Source organism: Arthrobacter sp. 10N418 (genome assembly GCF_056394725.1).
The window spans coordinates 1-16,904 of sequence record NZ_JBFTIK010000038.1; the positions used below are offsets into that span (position 1 = coordinate 1).

The window sequence follows — 16,904 nt, forward strand, 5'->3', positions numbered from 1 at the left end:
GAGCTCATGCAACAATCACAGACCGTCGGCACCGTGCCGGCTGCCGAGCCAGAACAGGAGGACACCAACCCCGAACTGGCGCTCAGCGCCTAACCACCCCAAGAATCACGCAACAAACGCGTTACACCACACAAATGGACTTGACCCCGACAGTGCGGAACTTGCCGCCGTAGAACAGCAGTGGCTCAACGTCGGGGACGATCGCAAAGTCCCTAACCTCGCCGACATACAAGATGTGATCGCCGCCGTCGTACGAATTCCACGGCGCGCATTCGAAGTAGCCAGCACAACCAGCCAATCTCGGCGGTTGGGCCGGGGCGTGGTGGTACCAATCGATAACGCAGTCCTGCTGTGGTTTACCGGCAAAGTTCATCGCGAGCGGCAGCTGACCTCCCGAAAGGATGTTGACAACGAAAGGCCGGCCTTCTAGGTTCTTGCTAGCGTTGCTGCGCCGGTCTAGGGAGACCAGAATTAGCGCTGGATCGAGGGATACGGCAGTAAAAGCGTTCAAAGTCAGCCCAAGGCGTTCACCGTCGATTTCGTAGGTCACTACGGTGACACCGGTTGCAAAGTGTCCGAGAGAGTTCCGCAGAAGGCGGCTGTCAATAGTCATGAAGCCCATAACCTTTCCTGTTTCTTACGGCCAAACTCATCCTGTTTGTTCGGCCCGACTCATTACATGAAAGTTATCTGGATCACATTTGTCCGTCGATCCGTTCGACGCTGCTTTTGTCCGCTTTGCGCGATCAGTTCTAGCGGCCCGCAAGATGGGTATCAGAACAGAACGGCGGCCGAATCACAGCAGAGCGAAGCCCGGCCACGAAATTAGTGCATTCGTGGTCGGGCTGTCGGGGGTAGCTGCGTTCAGCCGCCGTTGAGCGTACGGGAGGGTGTCTCGCCATAACGCCTGCGGTACTCCGCTGCGAACCTGCCTAGGTGTCCGAAGCCCCAGCGATGGGCCACATCGGCCACTGTGAGCTTGTCGGCATCGCTTCGGCTCAGCTCCTCGTGACTGCGTTCAAGCCGGACGTTCCTGAGGTAGGCCATCGGCGGAACACCGAGGTGCTGTTGGAAACCGTCCTGCAGGCTCCGCACACTTGCGCCGGCCAGTTCGGCCAGGTCGTTGACCGTGAATGGTTTCTCGGGACTGGCATGTATGGCGTCGACGGCGCGCTTGACGATGCGTGGACGGACGGGACGACCCGATTCCTGCAGTGATTCCTGATGGTCGTGCCCCGCAGCAAGGAGAAATCCGGTGGTCACCACCTGCGCGAGCGAACTCGACATCAGCGGGTCATAAAGCATTCCCTCCTCGCGGTCGAGGTCGGCGGCAAGCGTGTGGATCAGCGCGAGCCAGCTTGCCGCGGGTCCTCGAGTCAGGTCCACCAGCGCGTCAAACCTGACAGGAGAACGAAGGGGGTGCCCGACCAAAGTCGTCAGTTCAGCTTCGAGATATTCGCGGTCGATTTTCAAGCCGTACTGTGCGCAATCGGCGCTCCACCGGGAAATCTTCGTCGGCCCCTCCGGTAGGTAAACAGAAGCCAGCCCGGGCATGGAAACACTCACCTGCCGACCAGCCACGGCCTCCACGTGCCCGGACAGCGGGATACTGATGTGGTAGGCATTGCTCAGCTCACCGAAATCAAGACTCACCTCGGCGCCGTAGGCGAGACGGCCTAAGGTGACGCCTCCGAGCTGAACCGTCTTCAGCGACATGTTCAGACCGGAGCCAGCAGCCAAGGCCTGCAGGCGATGAGGATAAAAATTCTGGGCTAAAGCCACGCGCGCCTCGTCCAGGTGCGACGCCCTGTGCTGAATCACTCGGCACGGGCGAACTCCGCCCACCGTCTTTAAAGGTGCTGCTTTCTGCATCACAACCATTTCCTTGATGTAGAAGTCCAAACGAGCCCGCCGGGGGCGGTAAGCGCTCGGTGGCGTTTACTTCCCAACAAATGCCGGAGCCCTACCCCGGCAACTTCTGCGTGGGCGGCGGCCGTCCTGAGAGCTGAGGACCCGTCGGGTTAGTTCTAGGCTTCGCCGGCGCTGGCTTCGTCTTCGGCCCGGTACCAGATGGTGGTGGCCATCGGGTCCGCCTTCTCCTCGATGAGATGGCCGACCAGGCCAATGGCACGGGCCATGACGCCGAGGCCGCGGGCCACATGGGCCGGCACCCCGAGAGTGGAGGCCAACGCGCCGATAGCACCGGTCGCGTTCACTGGCAGCACCTTGCCGGAGCGCTCCGACGCCAGCCGGGAAAGCGCCTGGAGCAGCCGAGAGGAGGAGTCATCGAACCCAAGTTCACGGCACAGTTCGAAGAGTTTGCGGGCCCGTGGATCCACGGGCCTATGGACCGGGTGTCCCAGGCCCGGGATCGGGCGTTTTGCGGCAGCGAACTCGGCAACAATTTCGGCGGCCAGGGCCTCGATCTGCTCGTCGTTTAGTCGGTCCCTCTCCGGCACGGCGTGCCTGCCAGCGGCGGGGAGACGTTCCTGGCAGATCTTCGCGGCGCCCTCGATGGTGCCGACGAAGGTGTTGCCTAGGCCCAGGATGCCGGCTGCCACCGCACCCTGCAGCGATTCCGGTGCGCCGAGGTACGTCATTCGGGCAGCCAACACGCTGGGTGTGACGCCGTGTTCAACCAAGGTGACCACCAGGGCGTTGAAGAGCACCGATTCGCGCTCGTCCGGGAGCCGCTTGAAGAGTTCCAGGTAAGCGAAATCACCGAGGTTGACCGTGCCCAGCATGCCCATCAGGTCCTGGCCGAAGACGGTGACGGTGGTGGCCGTCGAACGGGCGATCTCAGAGCGGATCGGTTTGCCGCCGCGCTCGTTTGCAGGCATGTGATCCAGCCTTTCTAGTAGGAACGGGGCAGGCCCAGGACCTTGGTGGCGATGAAGTTCTTGATCAGATTGTTGCTCACCGGCGCCGTTTGGAACATGCGGGTCTCCCGGAACTTGCGTTCGACGTCATACTCGTCCACAAAGCCGAAGCCACCGTAGGTGTTCATGCAGGCATTGGCGGATTCAAAACTCGCGTCCGCGGCCAGATGCTTGGCCATATTGGCCTCGGCGCCGCAGGGCTTGCCCTGGTCGAAGAGCCGGGCGGCCTCGTAGCGCATCAGGTCCGCGGCGCGCGTCTTCATGTAGCCGTCCACGATCGGAAACGCCACGCCCTGGTTGGAGCCGACCTTGCGGCCGAAAACCTCTCGGCTGTTGGCGTACGCTGTGGCTTTCTCCGCGAACCAGTAGCCGTCGCCGATCGCCTCGGCGGCAAGCAGGATCCGTTCCGCGTTCCAGCCGTCCAGCACATAGCGGAAGCCGTTTCCGACCTCGCCGATCACCGCACTCTTGGGCACTCTCAAGCCCTTGTAGAAGATCTGGTTGGTGGCGTAGTTGAACATGGTGCGGACCTTGACCACTTCCATGGCCTCCGGCTGACGGGCGCGGACCTCGCGCAGATCCACCAGGAACAGCGTCAGGCCCATAGTCTTGTCTGCGGCCTTTTCCGAGGTGCGGGCCAGGAGGAAGAGCAGATCGGATTCATCCACGCGGCTGGTCCAGGTCTTGTGGCCGGTAATGAGGTAGTCATCGCCGTCGGGAACCGCGGGGGTCACGATGTTGGTGGTGTCCGAGCCGGCGTCCTCGGTAATGGAGAAGGCCTGCAGTCGCAGTTCTCCGCTGGCAATACCCGGCAGGTAGGCCTGCTTCTGGGCCGCGCTGCCGTGGCGCAAGAGTGCACCCATTGTGTACATCTGGGCGTGGCAGGCCGCGGAGTGACCGCCGGAATGGTTGATTTCCTCCATGATGACGCTGCCGACGGCGAGGCCCTGCCCACCGCCGCCGTATTGAGTGGGGATAAGCGACGCTAGCAGTCCGGACGCGGTCAGGGCGTCGACGAACTCCTGCGGGTACCGACGGTTCAGATCCGTTTCGCGCCAGTATTCCGCCGGGAACTTGGAGCAGATGGTCCGTGTCCGTTCCCGGTACTCATCCAGCTTGTCTTGCAGTTCGGGCATAGGGATTCTCCTCGGATCGCAATAATGCGCTGCCCCCGTTGGGGTGCACGTGCGACTGCTGGGAAAACCCTACATAATATATTTTATCCTTACAAGGTCTCCGTAGCGTCGTGGTTGCCGATCGGGGCGGCGCCTGGGGACTGTGCCCGTTTTCATGGAACTAACGATGGTACAGCGACAAGCTGTGACAAAGAAGGAAGCCCTCGCCTATAAGAGCGCCGATCGTGCGGGGAAGTCCCGGATCCTGGTCGAGCTGACCGGTTGGCACCGCGACTACGCCAGGTCGGCCCTGCGGGAGGCTCTGGTTCCGAAGATCGTCAAGCCCTGGCCCGACAGGACGCCGGTCTACGGCCCTGATCTGCTGCCACCGTTGGTCAGGTGCTGGGCGGTGCTGCGCGCCCCTGCCGGCAGGCTGCTCGCTCCGATGTTTCCGGTCCTGGTGCCGCTGCTGCGCCGGGACAAAGAGCTTGCGATCACGGATGTGCAGGCCGAGCTACTGATGCGGATGAGCGCGGCGACCATCGACCGTAGACTCGCCGGGGAGCGGGCGAAACTCTTCGCGCGGGACCGGTCCTATGCCAAGCCCGGTACGCTCCTGAAGTCTCAGATCCCGGTCCGGACCTGGGCCGAGCGGGACGGCGCCGTCCCGGGGTTCGCGGAGAGCGATCTGGTCGGCCACGGGGGAAGCAACTGTTTCGGGGAATGTGTTCCATCCTCACGGTGGCTGATATCTCCACGGGCTGGACGGTGAACCGGTCCGTTCGGAACAAGGCGGCCAAATGGGTCTTCGAAGCCCTCTAGCACGTCATCGCGGTATTCCCTTTCCCGATCATCGGGATCGATTTGGACAACGGCTCCGAGTTCATCGATGACCACCTGCTGGGTTACTTCCATGCTGACCAGATCACTTTTCACCCGGCCCCGGCCGGGGAACGAGCACGACGGCGCCCACGTGGAACAAGGCAACGAATCATCCTTCCCGGCGATATTGCAGTGAGGCGACCCGAGGTCCGGCATAAGAACGAAAGGCCGCTAGATCATTGACACGGGCGCATTTATCAAGAAAAGATAACGCTCAATACAAAATATATTCGTCGATGATATCGTGTGATACGGAGTCCCCAGATGGAAGAGTCCCCAGTCGAAAATCGGGTAGTGGCAGGTTGGAATGGCAGGTTCTTCGAGGATTTCACCGTAGGGGACATCTACTACCACCCGGCCGGCAAGACCGTGACCACAACGGACAACCAGTGGTTTACGCTGTTGACGCAGAACACCTCCAAGACGCATGTCGATGCCAACTATGCGCTGCAGACCGAACAGGGCAAGCCGCTGGTGGTCTCCACATTCACGCTGGCGCTCGTCACCGGGCAGTCCACCACGGACCTGTCCATGAACGTCTTTGCGAACCTGGGCTGGGACGAGGTCCGGATGCCGGCGCCCGTGTACGAAGGGGATACGATCTATTCCCGCTCGAAGATCCTTGCCCTGCGCGGCTCCGGGTCCCGCCCCACCACCGGCATCGTCACCGCCGCCACCGAAGGATTTAACCAGGACGGGACCATCGTGCTCTCCTACCAGCGAACATTTATGGTCTACCGCCGCGGCCAGGGGCCGCAGGTCAGCGACGTCCGCCCGGATGAGGCCACCCTGCCAAATGTGAAGGCCGGTAAATGAACCCGGCCCCCATCCCGGTGGAGACAGCGGTCACCGCCCTCTTTGTCCCCGGCGACCGACCCGAACGCTTCGCGAAGGCGGCCGCCAGCGGCGCGGAAGTGATCATCATCGACCTCGAAGACGCTGTCGGCCCGGATTCCAAGGCCGCGGCCAGGTCCGCGACGGTCCGCAGTCTGAGAGCTCAGTCGGCTGTCGGCGGCATCCGGGCGTTGGTGCGAATCAATCCCGCCGGAACCGATGCCTTCAGAGCGGATCTTGCCGCACTGCTGGCGGACGGCGCTGTGCCTGCGAAATCACTATCCAGCCTGCTCGGCGTCGTGCTGGCCAAGGCCGAAAATGCGGCGGACGTTGAAGCCCTGCGCGCCATGCTGCCGGATCACCTGGCCGTGGTTCCGCTGGTGGAATCAGCGATGGGGCTGCGCGAGGCGGACGCGCTGGCGTCCGTCGCCGGTGTCACCCGGCTCGCCTTTGGCGGGATCGACTTTGCCCTGGACATCAACGCCGGCAGCGGCGACCAGTACCTTGCTTACGCCCGCTCGCGGCTGGTCATAGCATCCCGCGCGGCCGGCATTGCCGCACCGCTAGATTCTCCCTCCACGGAAATCACGGACCAGGCGGTGGTCGCCGCATCCGCCGCGCTGGCCAAGGGCTTCGGCTTCGGGGGGAAGCTTTGCATCCATCCGGCGCAGCTGGGCGCGGTTGCCGCAGCCTTCCGCCCGACAGCTCGGGAGACGGCATGGGCGAGAACCGTAGTGGAGGCCTTTGGCGGCGCTGGCGGCGCCCTCCAACTTGACGGCGTAATGGTGGACGCCCCCGTCGTGGAACGTGCGCGGCGGATTCTCCAACTGGCAGGACAGGAGCAGTAATGGCAGGCCTCCCACTCGAAGGGATCACCGTCGTTTCACTCGAGCAGGCGGTCGCGGCCCCTTTCGCCACGCGCCAACTCGCCGATCTGGGCGCCCGGGTCATCAAAGTCGAGCGGGACACCGGAGACTTCGCCCGCGGCTACGACACCAAGGTCAATGGCATGGCCAGCTACTTCGTCTGGCTGAACCGCAGTAAGGAAAGCATTGTTCTGGATCTGAAGTCCCCGCAGGACCTTGGCGTGCTGAAGAAGCTCGTGTCTAGGGCGGACGTGCTGGTGCAGAACCTGGCTCCAGGCGCCGCCGATCGCCTCGGCATCGGAGGCGATGACGCCTTAGCGTTGAATCCTCGGCTGATCCATGCGTCCATCTCCGGCTACGGTAAGGGCGGTTCGTACGAACAGAAGAAAGCCTACGATCTGTTGGTCCAGTGTGAGGCCGGCCTGCTCAGCGTCACCGGTACGCCGGAGGAACCCGCCAAGGTGGGGATTTCCATCGCCGACATCGCCGCGGGCATGTACACCTACTCCGGGATCTTGACGGCGCTGATCCAGCGCGGCCGGACCGGACACGGGGACGTCCTGGAGATTTCCATGCTGGAGGCCCTGGGCGAATGGATGCAGCAACCGTACCTCTACGCAGAATACGGGGGCGTCCAACAGCCTCGCAGCGGGGCCGAACATGCCACCATCGCCCCGTACGGTCCTTTCCCGGCAGCCGACGGTACGGTGTTCTTCGCGATCCAGAACGAACGCGAATGGGCAGCCTTCTGCGCAGAGGTGCTCAGGACTCCAGAGATGGCAGCGGATCCTCTCTTCGCCGGTAATGCTCTGCGTGTGGACAACCGTCCGATGCTGCATGGGAAAATCAACGCCGTCCTCTCCGGTCTCGGCGCCAACGAGGTGCTGTCGCGGCTGGACGCGGCGAAGATCGCTAACGCTAAATTGCGCACTCTGCACCAATTTTCCCAGCATCCGCAGCTGATCGAAAGGGGGCGCTGGAGCCAAGTGGATTCCCCTGCCGGACCGGTGCGTAGCCTCATACCGCCCGTTTCCACCCGCACCTCGACCTACCGCATGGATGCCGTCCCCGGCATCGGTGAGCACACCGAAAAGATCCTGACCGAACTGGAGGAGTCAGCATGACCGACATCAGCTTCGCCCGCCAACTGGCACGGCATGTCACCGCAGACCATGAGCTCAACGCAGAAATCACCGGCTGGATGAAACTGCTGCTGCTGGACTACTACGCCGTCACCACCGGCGGGGTCGAACGCGATTCCGCCGTCGTCGCCCGCAGCGCGGTCAACACCGCGAGTACCCAGACCGAGTTCCGCCCGGCATCCGTCCACGGCACCAACCTGTGGTCCACCCTTGAGGATGCCGCCCTGGTTAACGGGATTACCGCCCACGGGTTGGAACTGGATGACACCTTCGAGGAGTCTTCGCTACACCCGGCCGTGGTTATCTTCCCGGCGGTGCTGGCGCTGGCTGACGAACGTGACTACACCGCGCGGGACGTGCTGTATGCGGCGACCATCGGCTATGACGTGATGTGCACCGCCGGTGTCCTGCTCGGCGCGGCGGAAAGCTACGGCCGCGGCTTCCACCCCACCGGGGTAGCCGGCGTGCTCGGCGTCGCAGCAGCCGTCGCAGTCTTGTTCGAGCTGAGCGAGGACCAAACGACCCACGCCCTGGGCCTGGCAGCGAATATGGCCGCGGGTAGCCTGGAATTCCTCTCCGACGGCTCCTGGACAAAACGCCTGAACGCCGGCCACGCCGCAGCCAGCGGCATCCGCGCAGCGAGGCTCGCCGCCGCCGGTTTCACCGCCCCGGAGACCTCCATCGGAGGCCGCGACGGCTTCCTGAACCAGTACGGCCATGGCTTGGTAGAGGGCCGCAGCCTGGGCCTCGTATTCGGCAAGAGCGCGCTGGACACCAGCATCAAGTTCTACCCCTGCTGCCGGTATATGCACGGCAACATCGACCTGCTGCGCGACCTCCACAACGAGTACCCGGAGCTGGACATCGCCGACATCGAATCCATCGAGGTCGGCGTCATCAAAGCCGGCGCCACCCTAGTCTCCGAGCCGCCGGCCCGCAAAATGGTGGTGAACACCCCCGTGGATGCCCAATTCAATATGCCGTTCGGTGCGGCCGTGGCACTCACAACTGGCCAGGCGACGGTCGAACAGTTCGACAACGCCCCGGCCGTCGCCGCCGAGCTGGCTCCGTGGCTGGAAAAGGTCCACTGCTACACCAGCGACCGGCTCGAAGCGGCCTTCCCGGCCAGCTGGCAGGCAGAGGTCAGCGTCCGGTTCAAGGACGGCCGCGTCGTCAACAAGAGTGAGGACTCCTTCCGCGGCGCCCCGCAGGACCGGGCCACCCACGGACAACTGGTCGACAAGGCTGCCGGCCTGCTGTCCCCGGCTGCCGCCCGCGCCCTGGACGAATCCATCGCGGAGCTGGTGCTGGACGCACCCCTGACCGGGCAGGTCACAGTGCCGCAGAAGGACTCAGCCGTCAGATGAGCCGCCCACCCAGCCCAGAGCATCTCCACCTCCCCTGCCCGCGAGGCCCGGCGCGTAGAAGGGTTTTTGGAACTGATTCCCCGCCGCGGTTTCCAGGTGGCCCCGCTCAACGGCGATGATAGTCGCGATCTGTTCCAGATCCAGGGACTGATCGCCGGAGAGCTGGCGGCCCGGGCTGCTGCGGCGGCTACAGACAAGGACATAGAGGAACTGGAGGCCCTGCACCATGAGCTGCTCTCCGCCGCCGGACAGAAGGATCAGCTGCTGTTGAAAGAGAAAAACCATGCATTCCATCGGGAGATCAATCTGATCGCCGGATCGCGCACGCGAAGCCATGCAGGAGCACACGGATGCATGCCCGCCGGCTACTGGCCCGGCAGCTCACCGAGCGGGCGTCAGCCTGAGGGCACAGAACGAATGATGGGTGTCGCGGAAAGATGTGCAGATGGTCTTTCTCCGCCCGGGGCAGCAGCCGCGGAGTCGGACGGGCTCCTCGAAGGGAGGGACGCCATCTGACAGGGCCTGCCGCTCACGGAGGCCGCTTCGGATGGCTCCTCCAGTCTCCCTATCGGCTGCTAGGCCAGTCTAGCGGCCCACAGGTCCTCCGCCTTGAATCGGTCATCGGGGTACGGCAGGAAGGCGCGGGCAAATACCCTCCGAGCGTGTCGGACCGCGGATCAGGCGGTGCGGTCCTCTCGCGCCGCTGCAGGCTCGTCCCCGTCGCTCGCGGCTACCCGCCGGTCGAAGTAAGCAGCCAGCAGCTCCCCGGAATGTATCAGGTGATCGTGCATCACGGACCGGGCAGCAGCTGGGTTCCGGTCGCGGATACTTTCCAGCAGTGCCGCATGGTCATCCACGGTGGCCTCGGGCCAGCCTGTGATGGAAGCGTAAAATTCACGGGGCACGTAGCGGGACAGTAGAACCAAGGTCCAGATGATCTTCCGGGAGCCGGCCATGAGGTTGATTTCCCGGTGGAATGCATGGTTTTTCTCTTCCAACAGCAGCTGATCTTTCCGCCGGGCGGCATCGATGAGCGCGTGGTGCAGCGCGTCCAGTTCCTCTATGTCCTCGTCTGTAGCCGCCGCAGCAGCCCGGGCCGCCAGCTCTCCGGCGATCAGTCCCTGGACCTGGAACAGATCGCGAATATCATCGCCGTTGAGCGGGGCCACCTGGAAACCGCGGCGGGGAATCAGTTCCAAAAAACCTTCTACGCGCAGGGCCTGCAGGCCCTCCCGTGCCGGAGTGGTCGAAATGCCTAGGTCCTCGGCGACGCTCTCGGCCAACACGGGTGTCCCCGGTTTCAACTCACCCGACATGATCCGGGCCCGCACATGCGCAGCTGCCTCCTGGCTTAGCTGGGGGCGGGCGGGTTTCTTCTGGGGCTGCCGGGGCATGGAGAGACTTTTCTTTTGGCTAAATATTTGCTCGTACCAAAGATACGTCATGCCAGTGTCCGCTCCCGTGCATCCCGTCGATCTGGTGGTGCCAACCAGTTATCAACGTGCGCGGCTCCGGCCACGTTGATAACTGGTGGACCCGGAGCGCTGCTAAGGAGTCCGGTCAAAAGAAGGGATGTGACGATCGACAGTGACTACCATGGAATGGACCAGATGCTGACTCAGTTCCTCCTCACTTAGGCGACCGAAGCTGCGCACGTAGTTTTCCTGCTCGTACAGAGCCCTCGACGCGGCCAGCTCGCGCTCCGCTAACGTCGCCGTCATTGACGTACCTTTCACGTTTCTGCCGCCGAGCCGGGCCCCGGAGGCGAAACCCATGCCCCTTCCGGTCAGACCTCCGTGCAAACGCCTTCGATACAGACGGGTGGCCGTAGAGAACGAAGCTGCCTCCGGTCTCCTCCATGACCGAGATGTTTGTGTAGCCCGGGCCGAAGTATGCCTGGCCGAGTACGACCTCGACGGCTGGACTATCCCGGATCTGATCAGCAACGACGACGTCAGCCTCTTCCTCAAACGCAGCTGACATCCACACGGCACCCGGGAAGCCCGTCTACGGGCGTGCTTCCCGGGCACTCCTCAAGGAGGCATAACGATGGCAGCCACCCTCAATGACCACACACCCCACCTATAACTCCAACCGACTCCCTCTGGCACCGAGTGCCGTCACACGACCTCTCGGATCCCCATCGCCATCGCCATCGCCATCGCCATCGCCATCGAGCAGCTCGGAATCAAGGACTGCCCCCGGTTTTGTTGACTCTCTGACCTGCCCCAGGTCAGTGAGTCAACCAAAGCCGGGGCATTCCCACGCTTCACGGCTCGCCAACTGGGCTGTCAGTCTCGCCAACTAAGCTGGCAAGCCACACCACTGTCGATTGCCAAGGCAGTTGGCCTATTGACAGGATAGTTGGCCATTCTTGCCAAGGGGCTCTCTGCCCCACCGGCCGAGACCATCACCACGTTAGCGGTGGTCTCCACGGCAGCCTCGACTCGACCTGTATCCCGCCGTCGTACGAATCCTCACCTTTGCGGTTGAGTACCTCGAGCTCTACTGGCCGATCACCAACGGCCACAAGGACATGCTTGTGCACCCACGCCCCGAGCGCCACAAGGACATGTTTGTGCACCCACGCCCCGAGCAACGACGGCTCTACACTCATCTGCGGCCACGCCTGGAATGGATCGGATCGGCCCCGGAAAGCTATCGGATCATCGATGGCGTCGTCGCCCTGATAGCAGCGCTCAGCCTCCGCGACAGCGAATTCCTCCCGCCCCGGTCCTGATGAACGAACCCCACGACGGTTTTTGGCCAACTCCGCTGACAACAGGAGACCATCCGCGACCCTGAGATAGGCGCAATTCTCTTGGCCACCTACCTACTGCGCTGGCCAAGTAGGCTGGCAAGCCACATCCTGCCGTCATTCGTGTCGGTTTCCCCCGGAATCCGTTGATTCAAGAAACGCTCAGGGAAGTCTTCCGGGTGGAGGGTTTTGCCGAGTCTGTGGCAACGGTGTTTTGGGACGAGGTAGAGTTCTTCCTGCGCCGGCGAGCAGGGGACGATCGGCTAGGACAGACTAGAATTGACGGATTATGGCCAGTCAGCAGAATGATCTGCCCGCCCCGCCTCGCGCCTTTCGGTTCACCACGCAGGGCATCGCGCCCGTCAACCGTGTCCAGCTGTGGGAGGGCCATAACGCCAAGGCCTTGATTTCGCTCGATATCCGGACCATCGACGAGTCCCCGCTGCAGGCGGCTGAAGTGAATCTCCAGTTCCCGTCCCTGCGTCTTGCCCACGTGCACGGGACTGCCCAGATTGTGGAGCGTTCGGAATCGTTTATCCGGCAGAACCCCACCGATATGGTGGCGGTTTTCTTCGCCCTGGCCGGTGATGCGTTCTTTTACCACCGCGGCGGCCACGAGTCCCTGAAACCGGGCCAAGCCATCATGTACGATGCAGACCTGCCGTTCATGCGCGGTTTCGCGCAAGGGCTTCAGGAACTTGTCCTTACCCTTCCCCGGTCGCTATTCCTGGAGCTGTCCGGCGGGACTGCCCTCAAGCGACCGGTGCGGTTCGATTTCGGACCTGGCGCGGGCCCTCAGGGGCAGGAGCTCGCCCGGCGGATCCGCGCAGCGCTGGCGGCCGAGCAGCCGACGGACGACGCCGAGGATACCGTCATTGAACTATTCCGCTCTATCGCTTCAGGCGGCAGCGCCGGCAGTGACTCCGGTTATCTGGCAGCCGCCAAAGGATACATAGAACGGCATCACAGCGATCCGGAACTTTCGACGGCGGAGGTGGCTGCCGCCCTTGGCATCAGTGAGCGGCAGCTAGGGCGGGCCTTCGCGGCTGCGGGGCTCACGCCGGGACGATATGTGCTGTGGCTGCGGCTGGACCGCGGCCAGAAGCTTCTGGCTTCGCCGGCCGCGGACGGCTTGAGCATTGGCGAGATCGCCGCGAGGGTCGGTTTTCAGTCCCAGAACTACTTCGCCCGTGCCTATAAAGAGCGATTCAACGCCACGCCACTACAGACGCGCAAGGCAGCCAGGGCAGGCGTAGCGCTGGAGTAGCCCGCAGCTGGAACGGGTCTTTTAGTACTGCGCCGACGCTTTTTAGCACCCGCCGGACGCATCAGCGCCGACCACGTCCAAGGGCGGTAGTGATCTGCAACACTTCCTTGGAAGGCATGGTCCGGCTGCATCACCACCGCAAAGCCCGGCGCCGGCCAATGCGCCCAACCACAACCAACGGAGGTTGTCATGCCAGTTTTCAATGACGGAATCACCGCCACTGCCCGCCCGGAAGGTACCGGCGCCGTCACTACCGACGTGCTGATTGTGGGCTCCGGCCCTGCCGGCAGCTCCGCATCACTGTTCCTCGCCAACCAGGGCATCCCGAACATCATGATCACCAAGTACCGCTGGACCGCCAACACGCCCCGCGCCCACATCACCAACCAGCGCACCATGGAGGTGCTGCGCGACGCCGGCATCGAGGACCAGGTCCTGGCCGAGGCAACACCGCACGAACTCATGGGTGACACGGTCTATTGTGAATCCCTCGCCGGCGAGGAGATCGGCCGCCGCCCTACCTGGGGCACGCGTCCCGATCGGCGGGCTGACTACGAACTCGCATCACCTTCAATGCCGTGCGATATTCCGCAGACCCTGCTGGAACCGATCATGGTCAAGAATGCGGCGATGCGTGGCACACAGGTCCAGTTCTCCACTGAATACCTGTCCCACACTCAAGACGCAGACGGCGTCAGCGTACAGGTGCTGAACCGTCTCACCGGACACGAGTACACAATCCGGGCGAAGTACCTCATCGGTGCCGATGGTGCGCGCTCAAAGGTAGCCGCCGACATCGACCTTCCCATGGAGGGGCTGATGGATATCGGTGGTTCCATGAACATCACGTTCAAGGCGGACCTGACCCACCTCGTGCAGCACCGCCCGTCAGTCCTGTACTGGGTGTTCAACCCGGGCTCCAATATCGGCGGCCTCGGCGCCGGCCTGATCCGGATGGTCCGCCCGTGGAATGAGTGGCTGATCTGCTGGGGCTTCGACATCAACGGTGAGCCGCCGGTCTTGGACAAGGACGAAGCAATCCGGATCATCCGGAACCTGGTGGGCGTCGCGGACCTTGACGTCGAAATCCTGGGCTACTCGCTGTGGGGCAACAACGAACAATGGGCCACCCACCTGCAGAAGGGCCGCGTCTTCTGCGCCGGAGACGCCATCCACAAGCACCCGCCGAGCCACGGACTCGGCTCCAACACGTCCATTCAGGATTCCTACAACCTGGCCTGGAAGCTGGCCGCCGTCATCAAGGGCCAGGCCGGTCCCGAACTGCTGGAAACCTACTCCACCGAACGCGCCCCCGTGGCTAAGCAGATTGTAAACCGGGCCAACCAGTCCAGCCGCGATTACAAGCCTATCTTTGACGCCCTGGGGGTCACGGACGCCATCACGGATCAGGAATTCACCGAAAAACTTCAGCTGCGCAAGGAAAACTCGCCCGAAGGTGCCAACCGCCGCACGGCACTGCGCGCCGCACTCGACGCGAAAGACTACGAGTTCAACGCACAGGGCACGGAGATCGGTCAGTTCTATGAGTCAACGGCTGTAGTGAGCGACGGCGGGGAGCGGCCAGCGCTGACAGAGGATGAGCTGTTGCATCACCAGAAGTCCACATTCCCTGGCCTCCGGCTGCCACACGCCTGGCTGGGAGACGCAAAGTCCAAGTACTCGACCCACGACATTGCCAAGGGCACGGGTTTCACCATTTTCACCGGGATCACCGGTGAAGCATGGGCAGACGCCGCGGCCAGAGTTGCCGATCGCTTGGGCGTCGAGCTCAAGGCAGTGGTGATCGGTGAAGGCCGGGAGGTCCAGGACCTTTACGGGGATTGGCTCCGCCAGCGCGAAATAGAAGAGGACGGCGTCATCCTGGTCCGCCCGGACAAGCACATCGGCTGGCGCGCCCACGCCATGGTTCAGGATCCGGAAACGGCGCTCTCTGCTGTGCTCGCCGAAATCCTGAGCATTGATAAGAACGATTCCGGCCACTTCGCAGAGGAAGCCGAAGCCGTTCTCGCCCCCGCCGGTCTGGGCCGCTGACGACCGACTGCCCAACTGGTGCGGGGCCCAAAGTGGGGCTGAGGAATCACGGAGTCCGCTCACGCACACAGGATGTATCGACAAAGGAGTCATCATGACAGTAGAAACCCAGGCAACCGCCGCCGCTTCAGGTGCAGGCGCAACCGCCCGCTTCCGCGAGAACAAGCACTTCGCCGCGGCCACCAGCCAGGAACGCGTCAGCAAGATTGCCGGCCGCGTCATCAAAGCCATCAACGACACTGTGCTGGAAGAAGAGGTCAGCTACGACGAATACAACGCCCTGAAAGCCTGGCTCATTAAGGTCGGCGAAGACGGCGAGTGGCCGCTGTTCCTTGACGTCTGGGTTGAGCACTCGGTCGAGGAAGTGGCCAATGCGGACCGGCACGGCTCCAAGGGAACCATCGAGGGACCGTACTACCTTCCGGGCTCGCCCGAGCAGCACTCCCCGGCAACACTTCCGATGCGTGACGATGAACCCGGCACCCCTCTCCTCTTCCAGGGGCATGTCACCAATGTTGCCGGCCAGGCCCTTCCCGGCGCCAGCATCGAGATCTGGCATGCAGACGATCTGGGCTTCTACTCGCAGTTCGCGCCTGGCCTGCCCGAATGGAACCTTCGCGGAACTGTGGTGGCGGACCAGGACGGCAACTTTCAGATCAACACCATGCAGCCCGCGCCGTACCAGATCCCTACGGACGGTGCCTGCGGACAGCTCATCGCCGCGGCTGGTTGGCACGCGTGGCGCCCGGCCCACCTGCACCTCAAAGTGTCGGCGCCGGGGCATCAGCTCATCACCACCCAGCTGTACTTCGAGGGTGACGAACACGTGGCGGATGATATCGCTTCGGCTGTGAAGCCGGAACTGGTGCTTGCCCCGACTAACCGCGCCGATGGCGCCGGGCGTGAAGTCACCTACAACTTCGTTCTGGACCCGGAGGAGTGAGGGAAATGACTCAGGAAGCAGTCCCCGTCGACCCGCGCGAGTTGCGGAACGCTTTCGGCCAGTTCGCCACCGGCGTCACCGTTGTGACCTGCCGGTCCGACGACGGTGTCCCGCACGGCGCTACGGTGAACGCCTTCACCGCGGTGTCACTGGACCCGCCGCTCGCCCAGGTGACGCTCACCCGCACCTCGCGGGCCGCGCAGTACCTTGACGGAGCCCCCTTCGCCATCAACATCCTCTCCCAGGACCAGTTGGACGTTGCCTGGCACTTCGCCGGCAAACCACTGTCCTACGAGCCGGCCTGGGCCCTGGACGGAAACGTTCCGATCCTGCTGGAAAACAAGGCAACCCTGGAATGCACACCCTGGGCGATCTACGACGGCGGCGACCACATCATCGTCATCGGCGAAGTCCAAAAGCTCGAGGTAACAAACCGCGAACCCCTGCTGTTCTTTGGCGGGAAATTCCGCGAAATCGGACCCCTGACCGGCTCGAGCCACTGGCACCACAGCGGTGACTCACTGGAATCCGGCTGGTTCTCAGGAGCGGACTCCTTCAAAGCCTTCAACAGCATCTAAACCCGCAATTCTTACCGAAAGGAATCGACATGACCGAGATCATGGATGACACAGCACCCACCACCGCCCCCACGATGGGTGAGCGGACTACGCCGGCGAACCCGAAGATGCCGATGACGGGGGACGAGTACATCAACTCGCTCAAAGACGACCGTGAGGTCTGGATCTACGGGGAACGGGTCAAGGACGTCACCACCCACCCCGCCTTTCGGAACTCGATC

Annotated in this window: 18 protein-coding genes; 13 read left to right on the forward strand and 5 right to left on the reverse strand. The window is 63.1% G+C overall.

Annotated features, from left to right (window positions below):
• Positions 1-121 precede the first annotated feature (121 nt).
• The 4 genes from AC1DCZ_RS18560 to AC1DCZ_RS18575 all read right to left on the reverse strand — a co-directional run bounded on the left by AC1DCZ_RS18560 (position 122) and on the right by AC1DCZ_RS18575 (position 4,015).
• Complete coding sequence (locus AC1DCZ_RS18560; protein ID WP_476975888.1) at positions 122-613, reverse strand: flavin reductase family protein; 492 nt, start codon at positions 611-613, stop codon at positions 122-124.
• A gap of 251 nt (positions 614-864) precedes the next feature.
• A complete protein-coding gene (locus tag AC1DCZ_RS18565; RefSeq protein WP_476975905.1) occupies positions 865-1,872 on the reverse strand; it encodes an AraC family transcriptional regulator in 1,008 nt (335 codons plus the stop codon).
• Between the two features lie 155 nt (positions 1,873-2,027).
• Positions 2,028-2,840, reverse strand: a complete 813-nt coding sequence (locus tag AC1DCZ_RS18570) for a citryl-CoA lyase (RefSeq protein WP_476975889.1) — start codon at positions 2,838-2,840, stop codon at positions 2,028-2,030.
• Between the two features lie 14 nt (positions 2,841-2,854).
• Positions 2,855-4,015, reverse strand: coding sequence for an acyl-CoA dehydrogenase family protein (locus AC1DCZ_RS18575; RefSeq protein ID WP_476975890.1), 1,161 nt, complete (start codon positions 4,013-4,015; stop codon positions 2,855-2,857).
• Between the two features lie 166 nt (positions 4,016-4,181).
• On the opposite strand from AC1DCZ_RS18575, the gene AC1DCZ_RS18580 reads away from it, so the two are divergent.
• The 6 genes from AC1DCZ_RS18580 to AC1DCZ_RS18605 all read left to right on the forward strand — a co-directional run bounded on the left by AC1DCZ_RS18580 (position 4,182) and on the right by AC1DCZ_RS18605 (position 9,601).
• Positions 4,182-4,766 carry a hypothetical protein gene (locus AC1DCZ_RS18580; protein ID WP_476975891.1) on the forward strand — a complete coding sequence of 195 codons (585 nt, stop codon included), beginning with the start codon at positions 4,182-4,184 and terminating at the stop codon, positions 4,764-4,766.
• A 404-nt stretch (positions 4,767-5,170) separates the two neighbouring features.
• On the forward strand, positions 5,171-5,692 hold the full coding sequence (locus tag AC1DCZ_RS18585) for a MaoC family dehydratase (protein ID WP_476975892.1): 522 nt from the start codon (positions 5,171-5,173) through the stop codon (positions 5,690-5,692).
• Entirely contained in the window at positions 5,689-6,558 is an 870-nt protein-coding gene (locus AC1DCZ_RS18590; RefSeq protein WP_476975893.1) for an HpcH/HpaI aldolase/citrate lyase family protein, read from the forward strand. The genes AC1DCZ_RS18585 and AC1DCZ_RS18590 overlap by 4 nt, the downstream gene beginning before the upstream one ends.
• A complete protein-coding gene (locus AC1DCZ_RS18595; RefSeq protein WP_476975894.1) occupies positions 6,558-7,700 on the forward strand; it encodes a CaiB/BaiF CoA transferase family protein in 1,143 nt (380 codons plus the stop codon). Before AC1DCZ_RS18590 ends, AC1DCZ_RS18595 begins: the two co-directional genes overlap by 1 nt.
• A complete protein-coding gene (locus AC1DCZ_RS18600) occupies positions 7,697-9,085 on the forward strand; it encodes an MmgE/PrpD family protein (RefSeq protein ID WP_476975895.1) in 1,389 nt (462 codons plus the stop codon). Before AC1DCZ_RS18595 ends, AC1DCZ_RS18600 begins: the two co-directional genes overlap by 4 nt.
• 96 nt (positions 9,086-9,181) lie before the next feature.
• The gene (locus tag AC1DCZ_RS18605) at positions 9,182-9,601 is read left to right on the forward strand and encodes an FCD domain-containing protein (RefSeq protein ID WP_476975896.1); all 420 of its coding nucleotides are present in this window, start codon (positions 9,182-9,184) and stop codon (positions 9,599-9,601) included.
• Between the two features lie 161 nt (positions 9,602-9,762).
• On the opposite strand, the gene AC1DCZ_RS18610 is transcribed toward AC1DCZ_RS18605, so the two are convergent.
• Positions 9,763-10,479 (reverse strand): GntR family transcriptional regulator, encoded by a 717-nt coding sequence (locus AC1DCZ_RS18610; protein WP_476975897.1) that lies wholly within the window; start codon positions 10,477-10,479, stop codon positions 9,763-9,765.
• Positions 10,480-10,906: 427 nt separating this feature from the next.
• Between AC1DCZ_RS18610 and AC1DCZ_RS18615 the strand changes: the two genes are divergently transcribed.
• The 7 genes from AC1DCZ_RS18615 to AC1DCZ_RS18645 form a co-directional block, all read left to right on the forward strand.
• Positions 10,907-11,065, forward strand: a complete 159-nt coding sequence (locus tag AC1DCZ_RS18615) for a hypothetical protein (protein WP_476975898.1) — start codon at positions 10,907-10,909, stop codon at positions 11,063-11,065.
• A 562-nt stretch (positions 11,066-11,627) separates the two neighbouring features.
• Positions 11,628-11,825 carry a hypothetical protein gene (locus AC1DCZ_RS18620; protein ID WP_476975899.1) on the forward strand — a complete coding sequence of 66 codons (198 nt, stop codon included), beginning with the start codon at positions 11,628-11,630 and terminating at the stop codon, positions 11,823-11,825.
• A 307-nt stretch (positions 11,826-12,132) separates the two neighbouring features.
• Complete coding sequence (locus AC1DCZ_RS18625; protein ID WP_476975900.1) at positions 12,133-13,110, forward strand: helix-turn-helix transcriptional regulator; 978 nt, start codon at positions 12,133-12,135, stop codon at positions 13,108-13,110.
• A gap of 189 nt (positions 13,111-13,299) precedes the next feature.
• Entirely contained in the window at positions 13,300-15,162 is a 1,863-nt protein-coding gene (locus AC1DCZ_RS18630) for an FAD-dependent oxidoreductase (protein WP_476975901.1), read from the forward strand.
• Between the two features lie 94 nt (positions 15,163-15,256).
• Positions 15,257-16,105, forward strand: coding sequence for a catechol 1,2-dioxygenase (catA, locus tag AC1DCZ_RS18635; RefSeq protein WP_476975902.1), 849 nt, complete (start codon positions 15,257-15,259; stop codon positions 16,103-16,105).
• A gap of 5 nt (positions 16,106-16,110) precedes the next feature.
• Entirely contained in the window at positions 16,111-16,683 is a 573-nt protein-coding gene (locus AC1DCZ_RS18640) for a flavin reductase family protein (protein WP_476975903.1), read from the forward strand.
• 29 nt (positions 16,684-16,712) lie between these two features.
• A partial coding sequence (locus AC1DCZ_RS18645; RefSeq protein WP_476975904.1) for a 4-hydroxyphenylacetate 3-hydroxylase N-terminal domain-containing protein occupies positions 16,713-16,904 on the forward strand: 192 nt, incomplete at its 3' end.

What these genes read in the sequence shown, in the direction of transcription:
- AC1DCZ_RS18595 (WP_476975894.1), top strand. Translation starts at nt 6,558, where the DNA reads ATGGCAGGCCTCCCACTCGAAGGGATCACCGTCGTTTCACTCGAGCAG.
- AC1DCZ_RS18630 (WP_476975901.1), top strand. Translation starts at nt 13,300, where the DNA reads ATGCCAGTTTTCAATGACGGAATCACCGCCACTGCCCGCCCGGAAGGT.
- AC1DCZ_RS18575 (WP_476975890.1), bottom strand. Translation starts at nt 4,015, where the DNA reads ATGCCCGAACTGCAAGACAAGCTGGATGAGTACCGGGAACGGACACGG.
- catA (WP_476975902.1), top strand. Translation starts at nt 15,257, where the DNA reads ATGACAGTAGAAACCCAGGCAACCGCCGCCGCTTCAGGTGCAGGCGCA.
- AC1DCZ_RS18590 (WP_476975893.1), top strand. Translation starts at nt 5,689, where the DNA reads ATGAACCCGGCCCCCATCCCGGTGGAGACAGCGGTCACCGCCCTCTTT.
- AC1DCZ_RS18580 (WP_476975891.1), top strand. Translation starts at nt 4,182, where the DNA reads ATGGTACAGCGACAAGCTGTGACAAAGAAGGAAGCCCTCGCCTATAAG.
- AC1DCZ_RS18625 (WP_476975900.1), top strand. Translation starts at nt 12,133, where the DNA reads ATGGCCAGTCAGCAGAATGATCTGCCCGCCCCGCCTCGCGCCTTTCGG.
- AC1DCZ_RS18610 (WP_476975897.1), bottom strand. Translation starts at nt 10,479, where the DNA reads ATGCCCCGGCAGCCCCAGAAGAAACCCGCCCGCCCCCAGCTAAGCCAG.
- AC1DCZ_RS18570 (WP_476975889.1), bottom strand. Translation starts at nt 2,840, where the DNA reads ATGCCTGCAAACGAGCGCGGCGGCAAACCGATCCGCTCTGAGATCGCC.
- AC1DCZ_RS18565 (WP_476975905.1), bottom strand. Translation starts at nt 1,872, where the DNA reads ATGCAGAAAGCAGCACCTTTAAAGACGGTGGGCGGAGTTCGCCCGTGC.
- AC1DCZ_RS18640 (WP_476975903.1), top strand. Translation starts at nt 16,111, where the DNA reads ATGACTCAGGAAGCAGTCCCCGTCGACCCGCGCGAGTTGCGGAACGCT.
- AC1DCZ_RS18600 (WP_476975895.1), top strand. Translation starts at nt 7,697, where the DNA reads ATGACCGACATCAGCTTCGCCCGCCAACTGGCACGGCATGTCACCGCA.
- AC1DCZ_RS18560 (WP_476975888.1), bottom strand. Translation starts at nt 613, where the DNA reads ATGACTATTGACAGCCGCCTTCTGCGGAACTCTCTCGGACACTTTGCA.